Consider the following 22,570-nt stretch of genomic DNA (forward strand, 5'->3'; position numbering starts at 1 on the left):
TCTAACTTCACAAATCATATATGTGGTATTTGATTAAATACCACAAAAGTAAACTGCATAAGTTTTTTTAAAATCCAAGGGCCAAATATAACAAGAGTTAACAGTATTATGATGATTTTAGGTATAAAACTCAGAGTTTGATCTTGAATTGATGTGACTGCCTGAAAAATCGAAACAAGAAACCCAACTACAAGCGCCGTAATCAGCATCGGAGCTGATAGAATAATGATATTCTCAATAGAGATTCTAATCAGATAAATAATTTGACCAGTTGTCATTCAACCCTCACATGAAGCTCTTAATAAGCCCCCCCGTAATTAAAGTCCACCCATCTACCATTACAAAAAGAATAAGCTTAAACGGTAAAGAGATCATCACAGGTGGTAGCATTATCATCCCCATTGCCATCAAGACCGAAGCCACAATAATATCTATCACTATGAATGGCAAAAATATTAAAATCCCCATTTTAAAAGCAACCCTCAATTCATGTAAAACAAAAGATGCAATCAAAACATGCGTTGGAACCTCACTAAAATTTTTAGGCTTTGGATAATTACTCATACCCATAAATAATCTAATCTCTTCATGCTTACCACCAGACATCTGCTTATACATAAAACTTCTAAGTGGAACAATTCCTTTATCATAAAACTCATGGAAAGTTATTTTTGAATCCTTAAGGGGTAGGTACGCATTCTCGTATATCATATTAAAAGTTGGCCACATGATAAAAAGAGTTAAAAACAAAGCCAATCCCATTATTACCTGATTTGGAGGAGACTGCTGAAGCGAAAGAGCTCTTCTGACAAAATCTAATACTATTGCTATTCTTAAAAAAGAAGTCATTAAGACTAAGAAAGCTGGAGAAAGAGTTATTATAGCTAATATCAATAAAAGCTGCAAAGGGAAAACTATGCCCTCGCCTGTAGAACTTCCAAAATCGACAAACGGAAAATTTAAACCAGTAGTAGTCTGCAAAGATTTAGTCTGAGCAAACGAAAAACCCACAACTCCAAAAAACAGTAAAAGAATTATTCTATTTCTCAAAAACAACCTCTAAAACTTTTTCAGTCTGTCTTGTTTTCTTTTCAAAGAAGTCTCAATATCTTTTTCCAACTCCGTATACTCAGCCTTATCAAGCAATTCTTTATCATCTTTTCTAACCTTTAATATCTTATCAAACACTGTTTTGAAAGAACTTTCATCCCTAAGACCTTCATTCTTGCCAAGTTCAGGCTCCAAATTGCCCATCTCCTCTCCCTGCCTTATCTCCCTTAGCAAAACAGAAGAACTACCAGAAACTAGGAATACATAAACGTTGCCCAGTACACTAATAACCCTTATAGAACTTTTAGTGTCTATTTCATAAGAAGCAATCTCCTTTATGAAGTCTGATTTTCTATCACTCACCTTTCTCTTACTACTAAAAATCACCCTCTTAAGCATAAAGACGAAAAAAACAAAGAAAGATAGAAAAAATAATATCTTAACCAAATCCGTAATGTTGAAAAGAGATATATCCTGTATGCTCTCCCCACTAAATTTAGTCTCATCATCTCCAAATATAGGCAATTCAGCCTCATTCTCTAAGCCAGAAAAAATAACATCCGAATCACCGTCCCCTTCATCCCGTGCAAATAAATCCCCAGAAAACAAAAAAAAGATTAAAATCAAAAACTCAAATAAAGACTTAATCATTTTTAATTTTGATTATCTCAGTAATTCTAACCCCAAAATTCTCATCAATTACAACCACCTCCCCTTTAGCTATCACCTTTCCATTTACCAAAATATCAACGGGCTCTCCCGCAAGCTTATCAAGAGTAATAATAGTACCCTCAGACATGCCAAGTATGTCCTTAATCTTCCGCTCAGTCCTACCAAGCTCAACAGTAACCTGCATGGAAACATCCATCAAAAGCCCCAAATTACTAGGATCAACTCCTTCTGGCAAAGTATCAATCAAATCAGGAAGCTTAACCCCCTTTATCTCAGGCTTTTCCTCTTCCCTAAAATCATTTTCACCTACACCCATAAATTACCCCTTCATTAAGCTTAATAACACCACTTATTTAAAATTATTCAATTTCCTCTGTAAGCTCTTTTAACAAATCAAAATCCTTAACTTCACCAACTTTCTCTGTAATCTGAACAGAAATCTTATTTCCAACAAGACCCATTCTACACCTGAATTTCTGTTTGGTTCCCACCTTTAAACTTAAATCCTTGTTTATCAAAGAATTTTCAAGATTAATAACATCCCCTTTCTGCAAAGACAGTATCTCCCTCACCTTAAGCCTAACCTCTCCCATCTCCGCTATTAAAGGCATACCCGTATTCTCAAGCTTTTTTCTTAATGCATCAAGATTTTCACTAGTAGTACCCACCCCAATTAAAGAATGCCAATATCTTGTAGAAAGTTTAGAAACAATAGGCTCTATGGTAATGTAAGGCAAACAGAAGTTCATAAGCCCCTCAACCTTACCTATTTTAACCTCGAGGGTTACCAAAATAATCATCTCTGTTGGAGGCACTATTTGAGCAAATTGAGGATTAACTTCTATATGCCCAAAACGGGGTCTGAGATCAACTACCTGAGACCAAGCCTCCCGCATATTGGCAAGTATACGAATAATAACACTTTCCATAACAGACTGTTCTATCTCAGTCAAATCCCTGCTCTTATCCTTAATAGTATCTCCATCTCCACCAAAAAGTCTATCAACTATTGCAAATGCAATAGTCGGATCAACCTCAAATATGGCAGAGCCCTTCAAAGGATCCATATTAATTATTGCCAAAGTAGTAGGATTCGGAATAGACCTAATAAACTCCTCATAGGTCAACTGATCAACGGAGGCCACATGTACATGCACCATCTTCCTTAAAAGAGCCGACAAGGAGGTAGTAGTATACCTTGCAAACGCCTCATGAAAACTCGACACTGTTCTTACCTGTTCCTTAGAAAACTTATCCGGCCTCTTAAAATCATAAATCTTAACCTTCTGTTTCTTGCCCATAGGACTAGATATAACATTAGAAAGCGCATCGTCTGATGACAAACTGTCAGCCGAATTAATAGATTCTAAGAGACTATCTATATCATCTTGAGACAACGCCCCTGGATTACCCGCCATTTAAATCCCTCTTTAAATTACATATCAAATATATCGATTTGTGTTAATGCAATTTCTTTTATTTCACCATTCCTTAATACACTATTAATCCTAGCTTTGATTTCAGCTTTAATCTGACTCTCATTCTTTATCTCTTGTGCCGTTCTTTGACTAAAATATTCCCTAATAATATCCTTTAACCTTACCTTCTGTCTTCCAAGTTCATTTAAAATATTCACATTATTCTCAGCATATCCCAAGGCAAGCTTTATCACAAAGGTCTTAGGAGGAGTATCCAGAGTAGTCCCTCTAATTTCATCTATACTTTCATACCATATAAGCATAGGAGGCTTACCTAAATATTCATTAGAAAAAATTGGGAAATCATTAGGCGTTCCACTTTGACTCAATACCATCTTAGACACAAAATAAGAAACTATGATCATAATCACAACAGTCAATAAGCCTATCGCTATTATCTGCAAAATCTTTATTATAATATTCGGAACCAAGGCACCCCTCCCACCGTCATTCCCAATATCCATACGATCATCTTCCTTCTCAGGCATATTCCCTCCTATAAATTTCTTCACTCACTCTAATCTATCACAAATTAATACCTTTAGTAGTACTTAAAGAAGAATCACTCGTAATTAAAATATCTATTCTTCTATTGTACGCCCTACCCTCAGGAGTATCATCTGTAGCAACTGGCCTACTACCCGCCAGCCCAGACACTTCGAATTTACTCTCAATACTTTTCATCCTAGACTGATCAGTGTAATTCAAAATCTGCTCTAACATATTAATAGCCCTTGCTGCTGAGAGTTCCCAATTGCTTTTCCAAATTTCATTTACACCAGTATCAATGTTGTCCGTATGCCCTTCTATTTTAAAATTGTATCCTTGCCCTTCTAAATACCCAATAAAAGATGATATTTTTTGTATAGTTTCTCTATTTTCATCAAGCTTAACCTCAGCACTGGCTGTATCAAAAAAAGAATCTGCTAAAAGAGACACAACAACTCCCCGCTCAAGTCGCCTAACAATAATACTCTTGGATTGAATTTTTTCAATAAATTCAATCATAGATTTGTTTTTAGCCGTCTGAGAGGCTTGCTTATTCTTAGCAGTAGAAGGCAAAGACATAAAACTGTTACTCAAGTAAGAAAGCTTATCAACATCCAAGGTCTTACCACCTTTAAAAACCCCAGAACCCGTAAAAGAGGCCGACATTATCTTCACTATGTTTTCTTTAAATACAACATCGCTTAACGAAAACATAGTAACAAAAAAAACAAGAAGCAAGGTAACCATATCTCCATAAGTCAACATATAATCAGGAGCACCCTCTTCACATTTCGAACGCTTTTTAGCCCGCAACGCCATCATTCACCCCCAAGAACATTTCCAACCTGATTTCTATCCTTAGGAGTCAAAAATGTCACCAATTTTTGTTCCAAAATCCTAGGATTATCCCCTGCCTGGATCGACAAAATACCCTCGACTATCATTGTCTTAACTGCCGCCTCTTCAGAATCTATGGATTCCAACTTAATTTGAACAGGAATAAACATTAAATTTGCCATTATCGTACCATAAAGAGTCGTAATAAGAGCAACGGCCATAGAAGAACCGAGCGCAGATTTATCCTCTAAATTCCCAAGAAGAGCTATAAGCCCAATAAGAGTACCTGTCATTCCAAAAGCAGGAGCAAGCTTTGCCCAAGTTCCAAAAAGATTAGAACCCATCTTGTGTCTTTCCTGCATTTGGTCTAACTCAAGATAGAGCATTGTTCTAATTATCTCAGGATCAGCACCATCAACAACAAGCCTCATCCCAGACTTAAAAAATGGATCACTAATCTGTTCAAGTTCATCATCAAGGGATAAAAGCCCCTCCTTTCTAGCCTTTTCCGAAAGCTCCACCAAAGTCTTTATACTAGAAGCCTTAGCAAAGGAACTTTTTTTGAAGAAAAAACCCAAATAAGTGGGGATTTTCTTCACAGCAACAACTTCCGAAGAAGCCATAAGAGCAGAAAAGGACCCAACGACTGTAATAAACACAGAACTTAAATCCCAAAAAACACCCAACCCCGTTGGAGTAAATGCCATAGAAATCAGAATAGCCCCAAATCCAACTCCCCAACCAAGTATACTAGCCAAATTCACAACCCAACTCCCTCATTTCCTTGCGTAACTTTACCCAAAAAGGCAACTTCTTTCCTGTATACCCTAATTCTATCCACCACCTCTTCTACGCTTTCCTTTACAACCAACTTCTTACCATTCATCAGCAAGATCGTAGTATCGGGATTAGACTCAATACTCTCAATATGACAAGGATTTAAGTAATAACCTTCTCCGTTTAACTTAGTTACATAAATCATAAAACAAACCACTACGCCTTAAGTCTTACAAGTTCCTGAAGCAACTGATCTGAGGTAGTAATAGTCTTAGCATTAGCCTGAAAACCTCTTTGAGTGACTATCATATCCGTGAATTGCTCAGCAAGATCAACATTAGCCATCTCCAAGACCCCTGCCCTTATAACTCCCAAGCCTGCAAAACCAGTTTCACCCACCCTAGCCTGTCCCGAATTACTTGTCTCAACAAAATTGGTATCACCAGCTTTAGCAAGCCCTCCAGGATTAATAAACGAAGCAAGAGCAATTTTTCCAACATCTTTCCTAATACCATTTGAATAAACTCCCGTTATTACTCCATTTTGATCTATCTCGTAGTTCTCCATATACCCCATACCATACCCGTCCTGAACAATAGCCTTTGTCGTGCTTGCATCAGCAAACTGAGTAACTGAATTAGTATAACTACCTACATTACCAAGTCTAAGATTAACAGTCTGCTCACCTCCGATCTCCCCGACATTAGCTCCAGGCACACCAAAAGTTATAGGAAATTCAAGCAAATCCTCCGCCTGTCCTGCTTGTCCGTTTAAAGAAAGCAAAGCACCCTCATTATCAAAACCTAGTGAAAAGCTAGAGTTTTCCTCTCCATTCACTAAAACTGTAGCATTCCATGCATTAGAAACAGCTGGATCCCTTACAACCCTAAGCTCCACAACACTAGTATTACCAAAACTGTCGTAAACCGTCTTATTAACAACCCACGTTCCTTGGGCAACATCCAACTCACTAGCATCTTCTCCAATTACAGGCAACCTCTTGTCAAGATTGCAGGCAAAAGTAATATACTCAGTAGCTTTAGCGCCTTCCTTATCTCCAATAGGGATAATCAAATCCTCAACATCAGAAGATGTATTAATAACCTGCTGCCCACCAAGCGTCCTTGCCATCCAGCCCTGAATCCTCATCCCATTTGCAGGATTTACGAGATTACGACCAGAATCAATATCAAACGCACCAGCTCTCGTATAAAAAGAATTATTGCCTTCTCTTAAAATAAAAAACCCATTACCACTAACCCCAAGATCAGAAGCTTTCTGTGTACTTTGAAAAGATCCCTGGGTATGAATAGTATCTACCGTGGCAACACTCATACCAAGCCCAACCTGCTTCGGGTTAGTTCCTCCCCGCACATCAGTAGGGCGAGATGCCCCAGAAATGCTTTGGGATATCATATCCTGAAAATTAACTCTTCCCTTTTTAAAGCCAACCGTATTTACGTTTGCGATATTATTACCAACAACATCCATCCTAGTCTGATGGTTCTGTAGCCCAGAAACACCAGAATACAAAGATCTCATCATACAATTATTCCTCCAACCCTATTGATAAAATACTTTCATAAGTGTAATACTTACCACCTACCATAATCCCCGGATTTACTCCTGTTTTAATATTAGTAACCTTACCCTTAATAACTTCTCCATCAGCATGCTCAAATTCAACTACTTTGCCCAATAAATCCAAATCTTTATTCACATTAAGTGCAGAGGAAAGCTTTTCAAAAGATTTACTCATATTCGTCATCTGCTCAAGCGCAGAAAACTGGGCCATTTGAGCTATAAATTCCTTATCTTTCATTGGATCAGTGGGATCCTGATATCTAAGCTGCGTAATAAGAAGCTTCAAGAAATCATCCCTCCCAAGATTAACACCCCCGGATCCTCTTTCCACACCAGAGCTAGACACCCCCCTAACCCTGTTTGTGTTAACCAAACCAGAAACACTATCAATTGTACTCACTCATCCCCCTAAACAACAAAATTAATATTCTTTTCTAATTCATCAGAAATCTCAATGTCATCTTCAAGCCTAAATACTTCACCTTCACCAAAAGAGAGTCCTCGACCCGAATCCTCATCCTTAAACCCCGAAAAACTTCCAGAATCACCTGCAAGAGAAAGACTTAAACTGGTATTAAACCCATTATCATCCAACATCTTACTGATCGAATACATATTTTGTTCAAAAAGAGCCCTCACATTTTGATTATCAACTACTATCCTGCCCAACAAATTATTACCAGAGTCAAGATTTAAATTAATTCGTATGCTACCGAGCTCCCTAGGCTTTATAATCAATTTAATCTCCCCTGTATCGTTCGATTTTAACACAATTTTAGCCTTATTCACAATATTGTGATTCACCTTTAAATCCCACTCCGACATCAAATCGCCACCAACGTTGCCACTTAAAGGCTCTTTAACATATTTTGACGTACCAGAACCGCAAAGATCGCCAACGAAGTCCCCCATCCCACTAAATGTTTCTTTGAAACTATACTTGCCAACAGAATGCTCACCATCGACAACCCGAAATTTGGACTCCATATTAGGCAATTCTTTAAAACCACTACTCTTCTTAAAATTCTTAACATCAACGTCAATAACATTTCCTTTCTCACCTCTTCCTTCAAGACCAAAATCCCTTTGATTAGAACTAAGAGCTACACCAAGCACATCAAAACCCAAAAAAGACCCAACATCCCTAAAAACACCAACATCAAACAAAATATCCTCAATATTCTTTATTATTTCTTTCGGATCAGCAAACCCACCACCAGACAAATTTTCACTCAAAACTCTAAAATTTTCAAAATCAGACAAATGACTCATCTTCTTTATTAAAGATTTCAAATCAAACACAAAACCATCATCACCAAGTTTTTCAAAAGCAAAAACCCTATCCAAAGACATCCTTTTAAATTGTTTATCTATAAGGCCATTATCCTTTAAAAACCTAAAAAAATCTAAAACAGAACCTCTTGTCTTAGAAGCACCCTCCATTTCTGAAAAAATAAGATCTAAAAACTTAACTCTACTACCTTTCCCCAAAGAAGCACCTAAGCTTCCCGGACTTAACCCCTTGCTCAACAAATCGGGGCTGCTTAAGACAACTTTACCCAAAACACAACTCACAAATCACTCCAATGCACTCACAGACATCTTCCTCATCAACACAGCCGCCCTTTTAGCATCCATAAGGGATAACCAATAAGGAACAATAGATACCCTTCCATCTTTCTTAGCGATATCCTCCACCTTGCGAATATAAGATATCGCAACCTCATCACCAAGTTCTTCAAGCCTCTTTACCGCATCTTCCGGTGGCATGTTTACCAAGTATAGAGCAGCCTGTACAAAATTCGCGTCCTCATCTTTATACTTATCAACAATGTCATCAATAACCTTCTGCTTTAAATCCAAATCTCTTTGCTTTTGGTTAAGCTCTGCCTCAAGTTTATTCAAACTATCCTCTCTTATCCTCAATTCTTCTCTTAATTTTTCAACTTGTTGACTCTTAATATCAATCGCTTCCCTTTCCTTTATCATCCTAATCTCATCAAGACTAATGTTTGTATCTTCAAAAGACTGCATACTTTCCCCAAAAAGCAAACTCTTTACATACATCGGGAAATAATCCCTAGTCTTATACAACCCAAACACATCAATCAAAAAAACCGAAAATCCCATTAGAACGACGATCAAAAGAAGCCAAAAAAACATCCTAGATAAGAACAACAAAACATTACTCATTACTATTCTCTAATCTCCTACAAACCTCATACCCGACATACTCATCCAAAAACAAACTCTCTCTCTTTTCCTTCTTTTTAATTATAGTATCATTTAAAACTTTTATTAATATTTTAACCTTCTTTTCTTCTCCATACTTTTCCAAATAAGTATCATAATATTTGTCATATTCATGCTTAACTTTTACAAGTTTTTTTAATTCTTTTTCCTTTTTCTTGTTTAAATAATCCAAAAAACTACCCTTATAAAGCACATCCTCATCGCTTAACGCCTTCACATAATCAGGAATTGCATCTAAAAATTTTTCTACTTTAGCAACATTACCATTTGCATTTATTAAATCAAACTCACTACGCTTCTTATCGTAAGCTCTAACAACCAATATTTTTTCAAATTTTTCCTTCTTAAAGATCAAATCATTCAAGCTAATATTTCTCTTATTTCATTATCTAAATTTTCAAAATCAAATTCTTCTTGCATACCCTGAGAAACAAAATCAATAATCTCTGGGTATTTTGAAATTGCCAAATCAACTTCCTTGTTGGACCCCTTAAGATAAATTCCTGTCTTAATCAAATCTTCATAATTCTTATAAATTGATAATAAATTCCTAATTTTAAGTAATAACTTCTGTTTCTCAAAACTCACTATTCTATGAAGAGATCTCGAAGTAGAACTTAAAATATTAACGGAAGGATAAACTCCTTTATCAGACAACTCCCTATCCAAAATGATATGCCCATCTAAAATAGCCTTCACACTGTCAGCTATTGGTTCCGTAAAGTCATCACCCTCAACAAGAACAGTATAAAACCCCGTAATACTCCCCTTACCGTTAAGCCCTGAACGCTCAAGCAAAATAGGAATTTCCACAAAAACAGAAGGAGGATACCCTTTAGCAGCAGGGGGCTCTCCCATAGAAAGGCCTATCTCTCTTCTTGCATTTGCAAACCTTGTAATTGAATCAAACAGCAAAATAACATCCAAACCCCTATCTCTGAAATGCTCAGCAACCAGTGTTGCAGTGTAGGCTCCCTTATACCTTGAAATAGGAGATTCATCGGATGTTGAGACAACTAAAACACTTTTTCCCAATCGTTCCTCTCCCAGCTCATACCTAATAAACTCATTAAGCTCTCGCCCCCTCTCTCCAATAAAAGCAATAACATTAACATCTGCCTCTGAATTCTTGGCAATCATGCCAAGCAATGTAGATTTACCTACACCAGCACCAGAGAAAATACCCACACGCTGCCCTTTAGCAATTGGTAAAAATCCATCAAGAACCCTAACTCCAGTAATTATTTGTTCAGCAAAAATGCCCCTACTTAAGGGATTAATACTCCTAAAACCTAATTCCTTATAGTGCTTGCCACGAATTTGTCCCTTATTATCAATAGGCCTCCCAAGCGAATCAATAACTCTTCCAAGCAAATCATCACCAAGATTAATCTGAAGTCTCTTATTTAAAGAATAAACCCTGTCTCCAACCTCAACCCCATCAAAGCCCTCATAAGCCATAAGGCTAACTAAAGACCCATTAAAGCCCAACACCTCAGCATATATCTCCCTGCCATTTCTCTGCACAATCAGACACAAATCCCCTATTCCACACTTTGGACCCGAGCTTTCAACCAAAAGACCTTTAATCTTTTTTATCTTCCCAACAAGAGAGATAGACTCCACACCGTCTAATATTCTTGAATAATTTTTAAAGAGGCTGTCCACCAATATACCCCCCAAGAAGAGAGACTTAAGAATAATTCTTAAGTCTCTCTTCTATCCTGTCAAGTTGAGATGAAATACGTGCATCAATTTCTCCAAAATCCGTCTCAATTACGCACCCACCCTTGCCTATATTCGTATCCTCCACAACCTCTAAATGTTCTATAAAATCAAATTTGGAAATAAATTCAGTCTTTTCATGACTAACAATATCTACATCATCGAGGTTAACCCTAATAACAATGTTAGTTTTATTTTTTACCTTCTTTAAAGCCTCATTCACATTTTCTATAACCACACTCTTTTGCGTGTCCACAATTTTCTTAACCACTTTAATTGCAATCTGCATAACAAGCTTCATTATTTGATCCCCTGAGGATTCAAAAATTTCTTTTCTCTTTGCTGCCAAAGTAGCTATCATATTGTTTAATTTTCCTACTAATTTATCAAAATCCTCACAACCCTTACTAAATCCCACTTCATACCCTTCCTTATTGCCCTTAGCAGTTGCGGCCTCAAGCTCACCTTTCAATTTATCCTCATACTCTTTAACTATTTTTTCAATCTCGGAATTAACCTCTTTCTCAATTTTCTCTTTCCTACCCTCAGCCTCTCTTTGCAAAGCCTCGGCTCTCTCATTTGCTAAGTCCACTATTTTGTTAGCCTGCTCATTAGCTTCTTTAAGAATCCTAGAAGATTCCTCCTCCATTTCTCTCCTAGCAAGCTCACGACCGTTATTAATTTCTTCCTGAAGTTTTACTTTCTTATCCATTAAAACCTCAAGCTCACTTCTAAGACTGGCAACTTGATTATCAATATTAAAAACTTCATTTTCTTTTTTTCTAACTTCCAAAGACTCAAAGACAGGATTTGCAATCTCAACAAATTCTAACTTCACCACATTCGCAATCTCTTTTGATTTGTATAAAATCTTAGGCAAACAAAACTCCTTTACTAAACAAGCACATCTTCTTCACCCCCTCTAGAAATTACTATCTCACCCTGTTCTTCCAATTTTCTAATCAAAGAAACAATCTTCTGTTGGGATTCTTCCACATCCTTACGCCTAGTAGGCCCCAAAAATTCCATATCCTCCTTAAGCATTCCAGCAGCTCTTTTGGACATATTTTTAAAAATCTTCTCCTGCACAGGCACATCAACAGACTTTAAGGCCTTTGCCAACTCCTGTCCATCTATTTCCCTTAAAACCCTCTGTATTGACCTATCATCAAGAAGAACAATATCTTCAAATACAAACATCTTCTTCTTTATCTCCTCAGCAAGCTCAGGATCCTCCTCCTCAAGAGATTCAATAATAAACTTCTCTGTCTTTCTATCCGCCATATTAATTATCTCAACAACATTATCAACCCCACCAGCTGAAGTATAATCCTCTGAGGATAAAGAAGCCAACTTTTTCTCAAGCACCCTCTCAACCTCTCTGACCACCTCAGGAGAAGTTCTATCCATCAATGCAATTCTTCTTGCAACATTAGTCTGAATTTCAGTAGGAAGACTTGACAAAATAAACGAAGCCTTTTGGGGATCAAGATACGAAAGTATTAAAGCAATCGTTTGTGGGTGCTCCTGTTGTATAAAATTTAAAATATTAGCAGGATCAGCTCGCCTAATAAACTCAAAAGGTCTTGACTGCAAAGCAGAACCCAAATTGTTAATAATATCTACAGCCTTTTGAGTACCAAGAGATTTCTCAAGAAGCTCCCTAGCATAATCTATTCCACCCTTTTGAATAAACTCCTGAGCCATCATCAATTCTTTAAATTCCAAAAGAACACTATCCTTAAGCTCAGAGGTAATAGTATCAAGTTTTGCTATCTCAAAAGTCAAAGATTCTATCTCTTCCTGAGAGAGATATTTAAACACCTTAGATGAAATTTCAGAACCCACTGAAACCAACAAAATAGCAGCTTTCTGCTTCCCCGTTAAAGTAGATATATCAAGTTCTTCTTTTTCATTTCTCTCTTCCATAAACTTCATTACCCTTTATACATTCTTAAAAATCCACGTTCTAATCAGTTTAGCAACATCCTCTGGTTTCTCTCGCGCCAAAAGCTCAGCACTATTTTGTAGCTCATCACCCTCTCTAAGTCCGCCAACCACATCATCAACTCCAAGATCATCTCCATCCATTAAAGCCTGTTGTCGCCTTAAATGAGCCTGTTTTGCAAATTCTTCTTCTCGAAGACGTCTTCTCCTCTCAAGTTCCCTAGAAACAACAAAGAAGATTGTCAAGACTACTATCAATAGTGCAATTATTACACTTAGTATATACAAAAAATACTTAAAATTTTCGTTAGCAAAGTAGTCCTCGTCTATCTTCCTAAACTCACTTAATCTATCAAATGCAATATTCCTAACCGTAATAGAATCGCCCCTCTCCGGTTTATATTCAAAAGAACTCTGCAAGACATCTGCAATATTTTTCAAAGATTCATCGGAAATAGGCTTATATTCTCTTTTACGAATGCCATTCTCTATTACAAAATTCCCAGATTCATCATAAACAAAATCCCAAATTCCATCCACAAAAATACCGAGAGAAATTCCCGCAACCCTGGCAGGCTCTTTCTCATTTAAAGACTTCTTTTCATTAAGAGCAACATTCTTTGTTTCTTTAAACTCATTCGACTTGCCAATAATATCACTTAAATCCTGATATTCGGGCGGAGTGTTACCCTCCTGACCAGGAGGACCCCATGGACTATAACCCTGCCCCTGATACTCTCTTTTATGCACCTGAGAAGAGATCACAGTAGAATCGCTAATTTTTCTTGTATTATAAGAAACTTTTGGATCCTGAGGCTGAAGCTCAATAGGAGAATATTCTTTAGACTCCGTAGTTTGACGAGAAGTGTCCAGTTTCACATTAATCCTTGCAATCATAAACCTATCAACAGATAAAACCTTACTTAATGCAAAATCGATCTCATCCCTTAACATAGATTCATACTTTAATTTAAGTTTCCTTTCTTTCTCTGCCAAATCAATTCTATCAACCCCATCTAAATTGGAAAAATCATTTAATATATTCCCCTTATTGTCAACAACAGCAATATTATCTGATTCAAGCCCCTCAACAGCATACTGAATCAATTTAACAAGCCCCTCTACCTTCTTACGATTAGTAACAATATCTGAACCAGGCTTAGGAGTAATTCTAACAGAGGCCTTAACCGCTTCCTGTGCTTCCTTAAAAAGAGCTTTTTCCGGCATTACAAGACTAATACTAACAGCATCAACATCATCAAGAGCAACAATATGTTGCTCTACAGCCCTTGTAATTGACCTCCTAAGATTAATATTTCTTTCAAAATCCGTAATGGTCCATCTGTCGATATCGAAAAGAGACCAAGGGTCCATATGAACAGGTACAAGCTCCTCCCTAACAAGAATTGCCCTCATTCTCTTAGACATATTCTCATCTGTTAGATATATCTTTCCATCAGCAGTAATCGTATATGAAACACTTTCCCTATCAAGTCTTTGAACTATTCTATCTAATAAATATTGATCTTTAATCCCAACACCAAAAAGAGCAACACTCTGCGCCTTAGTAGAAAAACTCACCAAAAAAACGAGCGCGAGAATTACAAATAGAGCAATGACTCCAAAAGCTATCCTTTGAATTACACTAGCCTTTCTAAAAACCGTTCCTACTGATGCAAAAAAATTAGTAACAAAATTGCCCAAATTGTGTAGCTCCTTAGCGAATATTAATTATATCTTGGTAAGCCCTAACACCTTTTTCAACAACAGCCTTTGTAACACTCAAATTCATATTAGCTTTAGCCATTGCAATAACAACATCATGCACATCAATTTTGTCCGGCTCCACAATAGCCCTCTCCGTCATCCTAGATACATCCAACTGGCTATCGTTCACCCTAGATATCGCATCAAAAAATACATCCTTAAAAGTCCTAGGTAATCCACGCTCTTTAATTTCAAAGTCAGTAGAACCTAATTTAAAGTGCAAAGGATCCTTGCGCTCCAAGTAAACCCCATTATCGTCCATAAAAAAAGAATCAACTCTCATCCCTTAACCCCCCTAATTTTGCAGTATTGATAGTGCATTCCTAAACATTGATTTACTGCTATTAATAACGGTAGAATTCGCCTCATAAGCACGAGAAGCAGAAATCATATCCACCATCTCTTCGACTACATTAACATTAGGAAGCTCCACATACCCCTTATGATCACCAAAACTTATCGCATCAGGATGCGTTGGATCATACTTTAATTTCAAAGGAGCCTTATCCTTCTCGATACCAGCAACCCTTACGCCCTGTCCAATTCCATTATCAAGATATTCAGGCACAAAGGGACCCTTCCAATATGGATTCCTAACCCTTGGAGAAAAAATTACCCTCTGCCTTCTGTAAGCTCCCCCCTCAGAGGTTCTAGTAGTACCCACATTTGCAATATTATTTGAAATAACATCTATTCTCAATCTCTGCGCCGTTAATCCTGTTGAAGCAGTATTAATACTTGAAAACAACCCCATAAATTACATTCCTCAAGATAATAGCCTATTTTATTACAATATTCACACTTTTAAAATAATGAGTCTGAATATTCGTAAACAAGTTATACATCATCTGATTCTGAACAAGGCTTTTAATCTCAGAATCAATATTGACATTATTGCCGTTATTATTAAAAGTAGAAACATAGTCAAGCATTCTATGTGGCTTAACATCTAAATACCCCAACTCCCTAGCCCCATCTAAGTGTTTTTCACTGCTCTTTGTTAAGGACAAAACGGGTGCACTTTCATCTAAAAGTGCCTGCCTAAGCTCAGCTTCAAAAGTAATTCCACTTCTCTTAAAATTTGGAGTATCCACATTTGCAATGTTATCAGAAACTACAGCCTGCCTTAAACTGAGAACATCCAAATATTTATGCGTCAAATCAATCGACTTTTCAAAATTAACCAAACCAATACCCTCTATTTAAAACAACCTTTACCTATATTATATAATAATTTAAGTCTTTTTTTTCTTTAATCTCTATTTTTTCATTAACATAGTCCAAGTCTATTTCAATTTTTTTCAACTTGCTACCGGGAGCCTCAAAAAAAAGATCAGCAAGAACTTTTTCCATAACTCCATGCAATCTTCTTGCCCCGAGATTTTCACCCTCAAGATTCATATTGAAAGTAAGCTCAGCTATTCTATCAATTGCCTCTTCGCTAAACTTCAAAGTTAAGTTATATATCTTAAACATCTCAATGTACTGTCTTATTAAAGAATTCTTGGTTTCTTTTAAAATATTTTTAAAATCATCAACACTTAAGCTCTTAAGCTCAACTTTGATTGGGAACCTACCCTGAAGTTCTGGTATTAAATCAGAAGGCTTTGATAAATTAAAAGCCCCTGCTGCAATAAACAAAATATGAGAAGTGTCTACTATTCCATATCTAGTATTGACTTTAGAGCCCTCGACAATTGGCAATATATCTCTTTGAACCCCCTCTCTGGAAACATCATTTCCACTTCTATTTTTAGTAGCTATTTTATCAATCTCATCGATAAAAATAATTCCCATGTTCTCTACCCTAGATTTTGCAATCTCCACAATATTCTCATTATCAACCAATTTTTCAAGTTCTTCGGACAAAACAATTTCCCTAGCTTTTTTTACTTTTACCTCTCTTTTCTTTTTTCTATCAAATATATTATTAATTAAACCTCCAAGACTCATGTCAATCTCTTCAAAATTACCACCAGAAAATATTTCTATCGTGGAGACTGGCATTTTACCTGAGACATAAATGTCAATAAGATCCTCGTCAAGAGATCCGCTCCTCAACTGTTTCCTAAATTTATCTCTAACTTTTTCGCCAATTTTCTTCTCTTCTTCATCTTCAGTGTCCTCAGGCACCTTAAAAAGTTTGTCGATTATTCTCTCCTCTGCACGCTTACTGGCCTCTGCGCGGACAGAATCATACATCTCCTCCTTTACCATATTAACAGCGATACTCATTAAATCTCGAACCATAGATTCAACATCACGCCCCACATAACCCACCTCAGTATACTTAGTAGCCTCAACTTTAATAAAAGGAGCCTTAATAAGCTTTGAAAGCCTCCTTGCAATTTCAGTCTTGCCAATTCCAGTCGAACCAATCATAATAATGTTTTTAGGCATAACATCATCTCTTATCTCCTTAGGAAGCTTAGATCTTATATACCTATTGACAAGAGCGATTGAAACTAATTTTTTAGCCTCAGACTGTCCTATTATGTATTTATCCAATTCTGCAACAATCTCTTTAGGAATTATATTATGCTTTTCAGATTTATCCATTAACCAATCTCCTCAAGAACAATATTTGAATTTGTGTATATACACACCCTCGCTGCTACCTTTAAAGACTTAAAAGCAATTTCAACAGCGCTTAATTTTTTATCTTCCATATAAGCAAGCGCCGCCGAGTATGCATAATTGCCCCCACTGCCTATCGAGATGACATCCTCCTCAGGCTCAACAACATCACCAGTACCTGAAATCAATAAAATATTATCAGAGTCCGCTACAAGCATCATTGCTTCAAGCTTGTGTAATATTCTGTCAGACCTCCAATCTTTTGCAAGATCTACAGCAGCTCTTTTGATATCAATAATCCCATCTTCTCTAGCTTTAATCTTTTCTTCAAATTTCTCAAAAAGAGTAATAGCGTCAGAAGTTGAACCTGCAAATCCTGCCAAAATCTTACCACTAAGTAATTTTCTTATTTTTATAGCATTGGACTTTAAAACGGTATGCCCAAAAGTCACCTGCCCATCTGCGGCCACCACTGTCTTCCCCTTTCTTCTTATTGCAATTACTGTAGTCCCATTAAAATTCATACTAAACCCCCTATTTAGATATTTCATTCAATAAATTTTTAACAAGCACACTAGATATATTCCTACACTCAAAATGATCCCCAGGGCCATCGTCACTAATTTCAGGCTCATTATATTGAACATTAAGTATCTTATAAAGATCTGGTATTCCCTTGATCTCCTGAGCTCCACTTTCATATAAAGCCTTAGAGCCCTCTCCAGAATAATCAATATCGTATACATAAACATCAAGGCCTAAATCAAGTCCAATATCAGCAGTAATTAAGGCACCAGATTTCATCGGAGCATATGTCACAAAAACGGAATCTGAGAGACCCGATATTATCCTATTCCGCTTCGCAAAAAAATAATTTTGTATTTTTTCGTAGGGTAAAGTTTCAGTAATTATTCCTCCTCCATTTTCTAAAAGCTCGGAGACATATTTTCTATTTTGCCTCGGATAAATATTATCAATATCAGTTGCAATAACAGCGTACGTTCTTTTCCTATTCTTTATTGCTCCAAGATGCGCTTCAATATCAGCACCTATCGCAAATCCAGATACTACTTCAATATTATTTCTAGCAAGATGAGATACCAACTCTCCAATTCGACTTGCTAAAGTCCTTCCAATTCGCCTTGAACCCACAACAGCCCAAGACACAGCCACAGAATTTGGAAGATTTCCTTTATAATAAATAGCAAACGGTGGATCGTAAATCCTTTTAAGCTTTAGAGGGTAGTCCCTGTCTCCCAAAAAAGAAACCTTTGCACCTGTCCTATTAATAACCTTCTGTTGAAGCTCGATCAACTTCAAGTCTGGAAGTCTATGCACTTTTTTGAAATCTCTAGATAAATAGGAAGAAATATCACTCAGGGTTAATCGAAAGACATCATCCAGACCAAAATCATTAAAAATCTTAAGTTTTTCTTTGCTCTTTAAAAATTTCAAACTATCTATGTAGAGTAATTTAATCATAAACTATTTGAAATTACTCATCACTCTATTAACTCCCTCTATTTGCTCCTCAGTCAAAGCCTTGTTTTTTGCTTTTTCATAAAACAATAAGGCATTACTAAAATCACCAAGAGAATAGTAATTTGAGCCTCTTAACATAAAAAATTCAAAGTAACTCTCTCCCATAGCTTCAAGTTTACTTAGATATTCCTTGGCATCCACTTGCCTATTAAGATCATAAACATACATAGTGGAGATAGAAAAAAGAGCTTCTTTAAAATCATTTTTAATAGAAATTGATTTTAAAAAAGAATCTTCTGCAAGACTTAAGTATTCTTCAATCTTTTCTCTACTCTTTATCTCCTTAGCTAAGTTATAAGAAGATACTCCTATATAAAAATGAGATAAATAATTGCTCGAACTATATTCCAAATTTTTATTAAAATACTCAATGGCAGGGCCGTATTGACCCAGCTTAATAAGCTCAAGCCCAATTAGACTAAAAAATCTAGATTTTTTATCAATAGAATTTAATATGTTTAAAACATTTTTTTCTTCCCTACCAATAAATTCCTTATAAACCTCAATCTTCTCTAAAGGACCCCCTCCTGCTATCTCTATCTCTCTTATTCTAAGACCAAGATTTGTCTTCTCCTTGGATCCACTCCCACAAGAAATAACCCCAAATAACAAGAATGACATCAACTTTTTCATTCAATCATCACTACTTTTTTTATTTAAATTTCTTAAAAATGTTGGGACATCAATATCATCTTCAAAATAATTAACATTTTTGGATTTTGCTATAAAGTTGTCGCTCATTCCATAAGAACTTCCAGTATTGTCCTGATTTCCTGACATCAAACTATCAAATTCTTTTGAACTTAAAGTATTACTCTCATTAGTACCAGACAAGTCTTTTTGCTTTTTAGAGGAAAATCCAGTGGCAACAACAGTAACATAAATTTCATCATCAAGGTTAGAGTTAATAGCATGCCCATAAATAACAGTAGCCTCATCATCAACACTAGCAGTAATTATTCCCATAATCTCCTCAAGCTCAAGCAATGAGAAATCCTCCCCTCCCGTTACATTAACAAGAAGCCCCTTAGACCCTTCAATCCTAACTTCTTCAAGCAAGGGATTACTGATGGCAGAAGTAGCTGCATCAACTGCCCTATTCTCTCCCTTACCGTAACCAATACCCATTAAAGCATCACCCTGACCCTGCATAATACTCTTAACATCAGCAAAGTCAATATTAACCTCTCCATGCTCAATGATGAGACCAGCAATTCCCTGAACACCCATCCTCAAAACATCATCTGCTCTTTTAAAAGCATCCTTAATAGTGGTCCGCTTATCGACAACAGTTAAAAGCTTCTGATTTGGAATAATTATTAAGGTATCGACAGATTTTCGCAAATTATTTATTCCCTGCTCAGCGAGTCGCATTTTTTTAGGTCCCTCAAATTTAAAAGGCTTAGTAACAACTCCAACAGTTAAAATCCCAAGTTCTTTTGCTACCTGCGCAATCACAGGGGCTGCACCCGTTCCAGTTCCTCCCCCCATTCCAGCAGTAATGAATACCATGTCAGCGCCGGCTAAATGATTTTTAATAATATCGATATCTTCCTCGGCCGCAGCCTGTCCAATTTCAGGTTTCCCACCAGCCCCAAGCCCTGCAGTAACCTTGGCACCAAGAGCAATTTTTATCGGAGCAATAGAGGTCTGGAGCGCTTGAAGATCAGTATTTGCCACAATAAATTCAACATCCCTTACTCCATATTCAATCATACGATTAACAGCATTACTACCGCCCCCACCTGCACCAATTACTTTAAGAACCGTAGGATTTGCAGCAGAATCAAACCTCCTTGAATGACTGTCAATAATATTATAATCTTTCATTAAATTTCCTCCATGGCCGGTCAAAACCACTCTTTCAAAAACCAACCTTTCAACTTTGAAGATATTTTACTTTGATTCTTGGATTTACTACTTCCCTTCTTTAATTTATTGAATTTTTGTTGTTCGTGTTTATAAAGAACAAGCCCAAGGGCTGAAGAAAATTTAGGATCAACATACTCCTCACTTACCCCGTTAATATTCATTGGAAACCCTATTCTTGACGGATATTTAAATACTTCTTCCATTAAATTAGAAATACCAGGGAATAATGCACCTCCACCCGTTAACACAATTCCTCCATTGATCTTATTGTAAAGCCCCCTCTTCATTACCTCGACTTTAATCATTTCAAAAATCTCACTCAACCTTGAATTAATAATAATAGCCAATTCTTTCCTACTTTTCTCCTGAGGGGGTCTAGTTCCAAGATTAGGAATAACAACGCTCTCCATCTGGCTTTCAAGTACAGAAATATGAGCAACCCCTGCTGTTACTTTAATATTCTCAGCAACATCCTCGGGAACCTTCCAAACCTGAGCAATGTCGAGGGTTACTCTATTTGCACCAATAGGAACCACTCCCGTATAATAAGGAGAACCATCAACATAAAGAATTACATCTGTAGTCCCCTTGCCCATATCAATAAATAAAACTCCCATTTCTCTCTCTTCCTTAGATAAAGTTGCATATGAGGAGGCTAAGCTTCCAAGAACAATCTCGTCAACAGAAAATCCAGCACGATTTACACATCTAACTAAATTTTGACTTGAAGAGCTAGAACCTGTAATAATATGTACCTCCCCCTCGAGCCTAATTCCCATCATATCTATCGGATTCTTTATATGAGGAATCCCATCAACAATAAACTCCTGAGGAACAACATGTAAAATCTCTCTATCCATAGGAATTACAATAGCCTTAGCCGCCTCAATAACACGATCAACATCCTCTTCATTAATCTCTCTGGTTTTTGAATTTATTGCAACAACTCCACGAGAATTAGCGCCCTCAATGCTACTACCTGACATAGAAACAGAAAGGTCAGAAATATCACACCCAGAAATAAGTTCTGCAGCTTCAATAGAATTAGAAATCGAATCAAGCGCCGCCTCAATATTTATAAGAACCCCCTTCCTAACACCCCTTGATACACTAGTGCCTATTCCCACTATTTCCAATTGGTTATTCAAATTTATCTCAGCAACAACAGTGCAAATCTTTGAAGTTCCAACATCCAACCCTACTATCAAATTCCTAGACACTAATTTTCTCCTAACAAAATGATATCACCACTTCTTAAATCAACAGTATCGGAGCTTCCTTTAAGCAAATCAGCTATCATTAATACCCTATGCACTGAACTCATTAAGTTCATATCAGACGTTATCAATATCCTATTATATATATTTTTCATATACAAAGTTATCTTGTAATCATAGAAATTCAATTTTAAAAAATTGATCTCTGATACCAAATTATACAAAGTATTATGATTTATTTTAATATAGTTAAGCTGCTTTATAACAGCAACCATTCTATCTTCTAAAAAATCACCCACCTCATTTTCACTCAGACGCAATCCACTAATTATAGGCAAATCATAAATTAAATCTTTACCCTTTTCTAAAATTACACCATCTGAGTCGATGAAATAATAAATGAAGCCACCATTAATATTTTCATAAGTAACAACAACAGGCATTCTCTTTTCGATATTAATACTAATTTTATTAGGAAATATGAGCTCCACCCTTACATTTTTTACTCTTAAATGCTTCTTAATATTTGCCTCATAAACAGCAGTATCAACTTCATAATAATAAGTATTAGGCTTAATACCTGAAATCTTTATTATATCTTCTTGAGAAATATGAATACCATCATTAAAGCTGATATACCTAATTAAAAAATAAGGCGAAATAAAAATAATAAAAACAACCTCAAGCAATATAAGAGAAACTATTACGTATATGTATCTTAACAAAAATCTTTTATAAACCATCATATTCAAGATTGAATCAATTCTTCTATACCCCCCTAAA

The 22,570-nt window shown here is 36.4% G+C and carries 28 protein-coding genes; all 28 read right to left on the reverse strand.

What is annotated here, in order from left to right; all coding sequences use genetic code 11:
- Positions 1 to 14 precede the first annotated feature (14 nt).
- A complete protein-coding gene (gene fliQ, locus QYZ68_RS01395) occupies positions 15 to 278 on the reverse strand; it encodes a flagellar biosynthesis protein FliQ (protein ID WP_301383808.1) in 264 nt (87 codons plus the stop codon).
- A gap of 7 nt (positions 279 to 285) precedes the next feature.
- A complete protein-coding gene (gene fliP / locus QYZ68_RS01400; RefSeq protein WP_301383809.1) occupies positions 286 to 1,050 on the reverse strand; it encodes a flagellar type III secretion system pore protein FliP in 765 nt (254 codons plus the stop codon).
- A gap of 9 nt (positions 1,051 to 1,059) precedes the next feature.
- A complete protein-coding gene (locus QYZ68_RS01405; RefSeq protein WP_301383810.1) occupies positions 1,060 to 1,701 on the reverse strand; it encodes a flagellar biosynthetic protein FliO in 642 nt (213 codons plus the stop codon).
- Positions 1,694 to 2,038 (reverse strand): flagellar motor switch protein FliN, encoded by a 345-nt coding sequence (gene fliN / locus QYZ68_RS01410; RefSeq protein ID WP_301383811.1) that lies wholly within the window; start codon positions 2,036 to 2,038, stop codon positions 1,694 to 1,696. The genes QYZ68_RS01405 and fliN overlap by 8 nt, the downstream gene beginning before the upstream one ends.
- 43 nt (positions 2,039 to 2,081) lie before the next feature.
- Positions 2,082 to 3,140: a flagellar motor switch protein FliM gene (fliM, locus tag QYZ68_RS01415; protein WP_301383812.1), complete on the reverse strand. Its 1,059-nt coding sequence runs from the start codon at positions 3,138 to 3,140 to the stop codon at positions 2,082 to 2,084.
- Between the two features lie 17 nt (positions 3,141 to 3,157).
- The gene (gene fliL, locus QYZ68_RS01420) at positions 3,158 to 3,688 is read right to left on the reverse strand and encodes a flagellar basal body-associated protein FliL (RefSeq protein WP_301383813.1); all 531 of its coding nucleotides are present in this window, start codon (positions 3,686 to 3,688) and stop codon (positions 3,158 to 3,160) included.
- A gap of 37 nt (positions 3,689 to 3,725) precedes the next feature.
- Positions 3,726 to 4,508: a flagellar motor protein MotB gene (gene motB / locus QYZ68_RS01425; RefSeq protein ID WP_301384394.1), complete on the reverse strand. Its 783-nt coding sequence runs from the start codon at positions 4,506 to 4,508 to the stop codon at positions 3,726 to 3,728.
- Positions 4,508 to 5,290, reverse strand: a complete 783-nt coding sequence (locus QYZ68_RS01430; RefSeq protein ID WP_301383814.1) for a motility protein A — start codon at positions 5,288 to 5,290, stop codon at positions 4,508 to 4,510. The genes motB and QYZ68_RS01430 overlap by 1 nt, the downstream gene beginning before the upstream one ends.
- Positions 5,287 to 5,508, reverse strand: a complete 222-nt coding sequence (locus QYZ68_RS01435) for a flagellar FlbD family protein (RefSeq protein ID WP_301383815.1) — start codon at positions 5,506 to 5,508, stop codon at positions 5,287 to 5,289. Before QYZ68_RS01435 ends, QYZ68_RS01430 begins: the two co-directional genes overlap by 4 nt.
- 11 nt (positions 5,509 to 5,519) lie before the next feature.
- Complete coding sequence (gene flgE / locus QYZ68_RS01440; RefSeq protein ID WP_301383816.1) at positions 5,520 to 6,848, reverse strand: flagellar hook protein FlgE; 1,329 nt, start codon at positions 6,846 to 6,848, stop codon at positions 5,520 to 5,522.
- Between the two features lie 4 nt (positions 6,849 to 6,852).
- Positions 6,853 to 7,233, reverse strand: coding sequence for a flagellar hook assembly protein FlgD (gene flgD / locus QYZ68_RS01445; RefSeq protein WP_301384396.1), 381 nt, complete (start codon positions 7,231 to 7,233; stop codon positions 6,853 to 6,855).
- 62 nt (positions 7,234 to 7,295) lie between these two features.
- A complete protein-coding gene (locus QYZ68_RS01450) occupies positions 7,296 to 8,462 on the reverse strand; it encodes a flagellar hook-length control protein FliK (RefSeq protein ID WP_301383817.1) in 1,167 nt (388 codons plus the stop codon).
- Between the two features lie 3 nt (positions 8,463 to 8,465).
- Complete coding sequence (locus tag QYZ68_RS01455; RefSeq protein WP_301383818.1) at positions 8,466 to 9,080, reverse strand: periplasmic-type flagellar collar protein FlbB; 615 nt, start codon at positions 9,078 to 9,080, stop codon at positions 8,466 to 8,468.
- A complete protein-coding gene (locus QYZ68_RS01460; protein WP_301383819.1) occupies positions 9,073 to 9,504 on the reverse strand; it encodes a flagellar protein FlbA in 432 nt (143 codons plus the stop codon). The genes QYZ68_RS01455 and QYZ68_RS01460 overlap by 8 nt, the downstream gene beginning before the upstream one ends.
- A complete protein-coding gene (locus tag QYZ68_RS01465; RefSeq protein WP_301383820.1) occupies positions 9,501 to 10,808 on the reverse strand; it encodes a FliI/YscN family ATPase in 1,308 nt (435 codons plus the stop codon). Before QYZ68_RS01465 ends, QYZ68_RS01460 begins: the two co-directional genes overlap by 4 nt.
- 25 nt (positions 10,809 to 10,833) lie before the next feature.
- A complete protein-coding gene (gene fliH, locus QYZ68_RS01470; protein ID WP_301383821.1) occupies positions 10,834 to 11,745 on the reverse strand; it encodes a flagellar assembly protein FliH in 912 nt (303 codons plus the stop codon).
- Between the two features lie 14 nt (positions 11,746 to 11,759).
- The gene (gene fliG / locus QYZ68_RS01475; protein WP_301384397.1) at positions 11,760 to 12,794 is read right to left on the reverse strand and encodes a flagellar motor switch protein FliG; all 1,035 of its coding nucleotides are present in this window, start codon (positions 12,792 to 12,794) and stop codon (positions 11,760 to 11,762) included.
- Positions 12,795 to 12,809: 15 nt separating this feature from the next.
- The gene (gene fliF / locus QYZ68_RS01480) at positions 12,810 to 14,516 is read right to left on the reverse strand and encodes a flagellar basal-body MS-ring/collar protein FliF (RefSeq protein WP_301383822.1); all 1,707 of its coding nucleotides are present in this window, start codon (positions 14,514 to 14,516) and stop codon (positions 12,810 to 12,812) included.
- A gap of 13 nt (positions 14,517 to 14,529) precedes the next feature.
- Positions 14,530 to 14,862, reverse strand: coding sequence for a flagellar hook-basal body complex protein FliE (gene fliE, locus QYZ68_RS01485; RefSeq protein ID WP_301383823.1), 333 nt, complete (start codon positions 14,860 to 14,862; stop codon positions 14,530 to 14,532).
- A 12-nt stretch (positions 14,863 to 14,874) separates the two neighbouring features.
- Complete coding sequence (flgC, locus tag QYZ68_RS01490; RefSeq protein ID WP_301383824.1) at positions 14,875 to 15,333, reverse strand: flagellar basal body rod protein FlgC; 459 nt, start codon at positions 15,331 to 15,333, stop codon at positions 14,875 to 14,877.
- Between the two features lie 25 nt (positions 15,334 to 15,358).
- Positions 15,359 to 15,766: a flagellar basal body rod protein FlgB gene (flgB, locus tag QYZ68_RS01495; protein WP_301383825.1), complete on the reverse strand. Its 408-nt coding sequence runs from the start codon at positions 15,764 to 15,766 to the stop codon at positions 15,359 to 15,361.
- A gap of 31 nt (positions 15,767 to 15,797) precedes the next feature.
- The gene (gene hslU, locus QYZ68_RS01500) at positions 15,798 to 17,138 is read right to left on the reverse strand and encodes an HslU--HslV peptidase ATPase subunit (RefSeq protein WP_301383826.1); all 1,341 of its coding nucleotides are present in this window, start codon (positions 17,136 to 17,138) and stop codon (positions 15,798 to 15,800) included.
- A complete protein-coding gene (gene hslV / locus QYZ68_RS01505) occupies positions 17,138 to 17,680 on the reverse strand; it encodes an ATP-dependent protease subunit HslV (RefSeq protein ID WP_301383827.1) in 543 nt (180 codons plus the stop codon). Before hslV ends, hslU begins: the two co-directional genes overlap by 1 nt.
- 10 nt (positions 17,681 to 17,690) lie before the next feature.
- A complete protein-coding gene (dprA, locus tag QYZ68_RS01510; RefSeq protein ID WP_301384398.1) occupies positions 17,691 to 18,635 on the reverse strand; it encodes a DNA-processing protein DprA in 945 nt (314 codons plus the stop codon).
- Between the two features lie 6 nt (positions 18,636 to 18,641).
- Positions 18,642 to 19,331 (reverse strand): tetratricopeptide repeat protein, encoded by a 690-nt coding sequence (locus QYZ68_RS01515; RefSeq protein ID WP_301383828.1) that lies wholly within the window; start codon positions 19,329 to 19,331, stop codon positions 18,642 to 18,644.
- The gene (gene ftsZ / locus QYZ68_RS01520; protein ID WP_301383829.1) at positions 19,332 to 20,528 is read right to left on the reverse strand and encodes a cell division protein FtsZ; all 1,197 of its coding nucleotides are present in this window, start codon (positions 20,526 to 20,528) and stop codon (positions 19,332 to 19,334) included.
- A 20-nt stretch (positions 20,529 to 20,548) separates the two neighbouring features.
- The gene (gene ftsA, locus QYZ68_RS01525) at positions 20,549 to 21,790 is read right to left on the reverse strand and encodes a cell division protein FtsA (protein WP_301383830.1); all 1,242 of its coding nucleotides are present in this window, start codon (positions 21,788 to 21,790) and stop codon (positions 20,549 to 20,551) included.
- Positions 21,790 to 22,533, reverse strand: coding sequence for a cell division protein FtsQ/DivIB (locus tag QYZ68_RS01530; protein ID WP_301384399.1), 744 nt, complete (start codon positions 22,531 to 22,533; stop codon positions 21,790 to 21,792). Before QYZ68_RS01530 ends, ftsA begins: the two co-directional genes overlap by 1 nt.
- Positions 22,534 to 22,570: the final 37 nt, after the last annotated feature.

It is taken from the genome of Borrelia sp. P9F1, assembly GCF_030436115.1.
Lineage (GTDB): Bacteria > Spirochaetota > Spirochaetia > Borreliales > Borreliaceae > Borrelia.

Coding starts and splice junctions, on each gene's coding strand:
- motB (WP_301384394.1), bottom strand. CDS start 4,508: ATGGCGTTGCGGGCTAAAAAGCGTTCGAAATGTGAAGAGGGTGCTCCT.
- fliQ (WP_301383808.1), bottom strand. CDS start 278: ATGACAACTGGTCAAATTATTTATCTGATTAGAATCTCTATTGAGAAT.
- ftsZ (WP_301383829.1), bottom strand. CDS start 20,528: ATGAAAGATTATAATATTATTGACAGTCATTCAAGGAGGTTTGATTCT.
- QYZ68_RS01435 (WP_301383815.1), bottom strand. CDS start 5,508: ATGATTTATGTAACTAAGTTAAACGGAGAAGGTTATTACTTAAATCCT.
- fliL (WP_301383813.1), bottom strand. CDS start 3,688: ATGCCTGAGAAGGAAGATGATCGTATGGATATTGGGAATGACGGTGGG.
- fliM (WP_301383812.1), bottom strand. CDS start 3,140: ATGGCGGGTAATCCAGGGGCGTTGTCTCAAGATGATATAGATAGTCTC.
- QYZ68_RS01515 (WP_301383828.1), bottom strand. CDS start 19,331: ATGAAAAAGTTGATGTCATTCTTGTTATTTGGGGTTATTTCTTGTGGG.
- QYZ68_RS01530 (WP_301384399.1), bottom strand. CDS start 22,533: ATGATGGTTTATAAAAGATTTTTGTTAAGATACATATACGTAATAGTT.
- flgE (WP_301383816.1), bottom strand. CDS start 6,848: ATGATGAGATCTTTGTATTCTGGTGTTTCTGGGCTACAGAACCATCAG.
- flgC (WP_301383824.1), bottom strand. CDS start 15,333: ATGGGGTTGTTTTCAAGTATTAATACTGCTTCAACAGGATTAACGGCG.
- fliE (WP_301383823.1), bottom strand. CDS start 14,862: ATGAGAGTTGATTCTTTTTTTATGGACGATAATGGGGTTTACTTGGAG.
- hslU (WP_301383826.1), bottom strand. CDS start 17,138: ATGGATAAATCTGAAAAGCATAATATAATTCCTAAAGAGATTGTTGCA.
- QYZ68_RS01405 (WP_301383810.1), bottom strand. CDS start 1,701: ATGATTAAGTCTTTATTTGAGTTTTTGATTTTAATCTTTTTTTTGTTT.
- QYZ68_RS01455 (WP_301383818.1), bottom strand. CDS start 9,080: ATGAGTAATGTTTTGTTGTTCTTATCTAGGATGTTTTTTTGGCTTCTT.
- hslV (WP_301383827.1), bottom strand. CDS start 17,680: ATGAATTTTAATGGGACTACAGTAATTGCAATAAGAAGAAAGGGGAAG.
- fliN (WP_301383811.1), bottom strand. CDS start 2,038: ATGGGTGTAGGTGAAAATGATTTTAGGGAAGAGGAAAAGCCTGAGATA.
- fliG (WP_301384397.1), bottom strand. CDS start 12,794: ATGGAAGAGAGAAATGAAAAAGAAGAACTTGATATATCTACTTTAACG.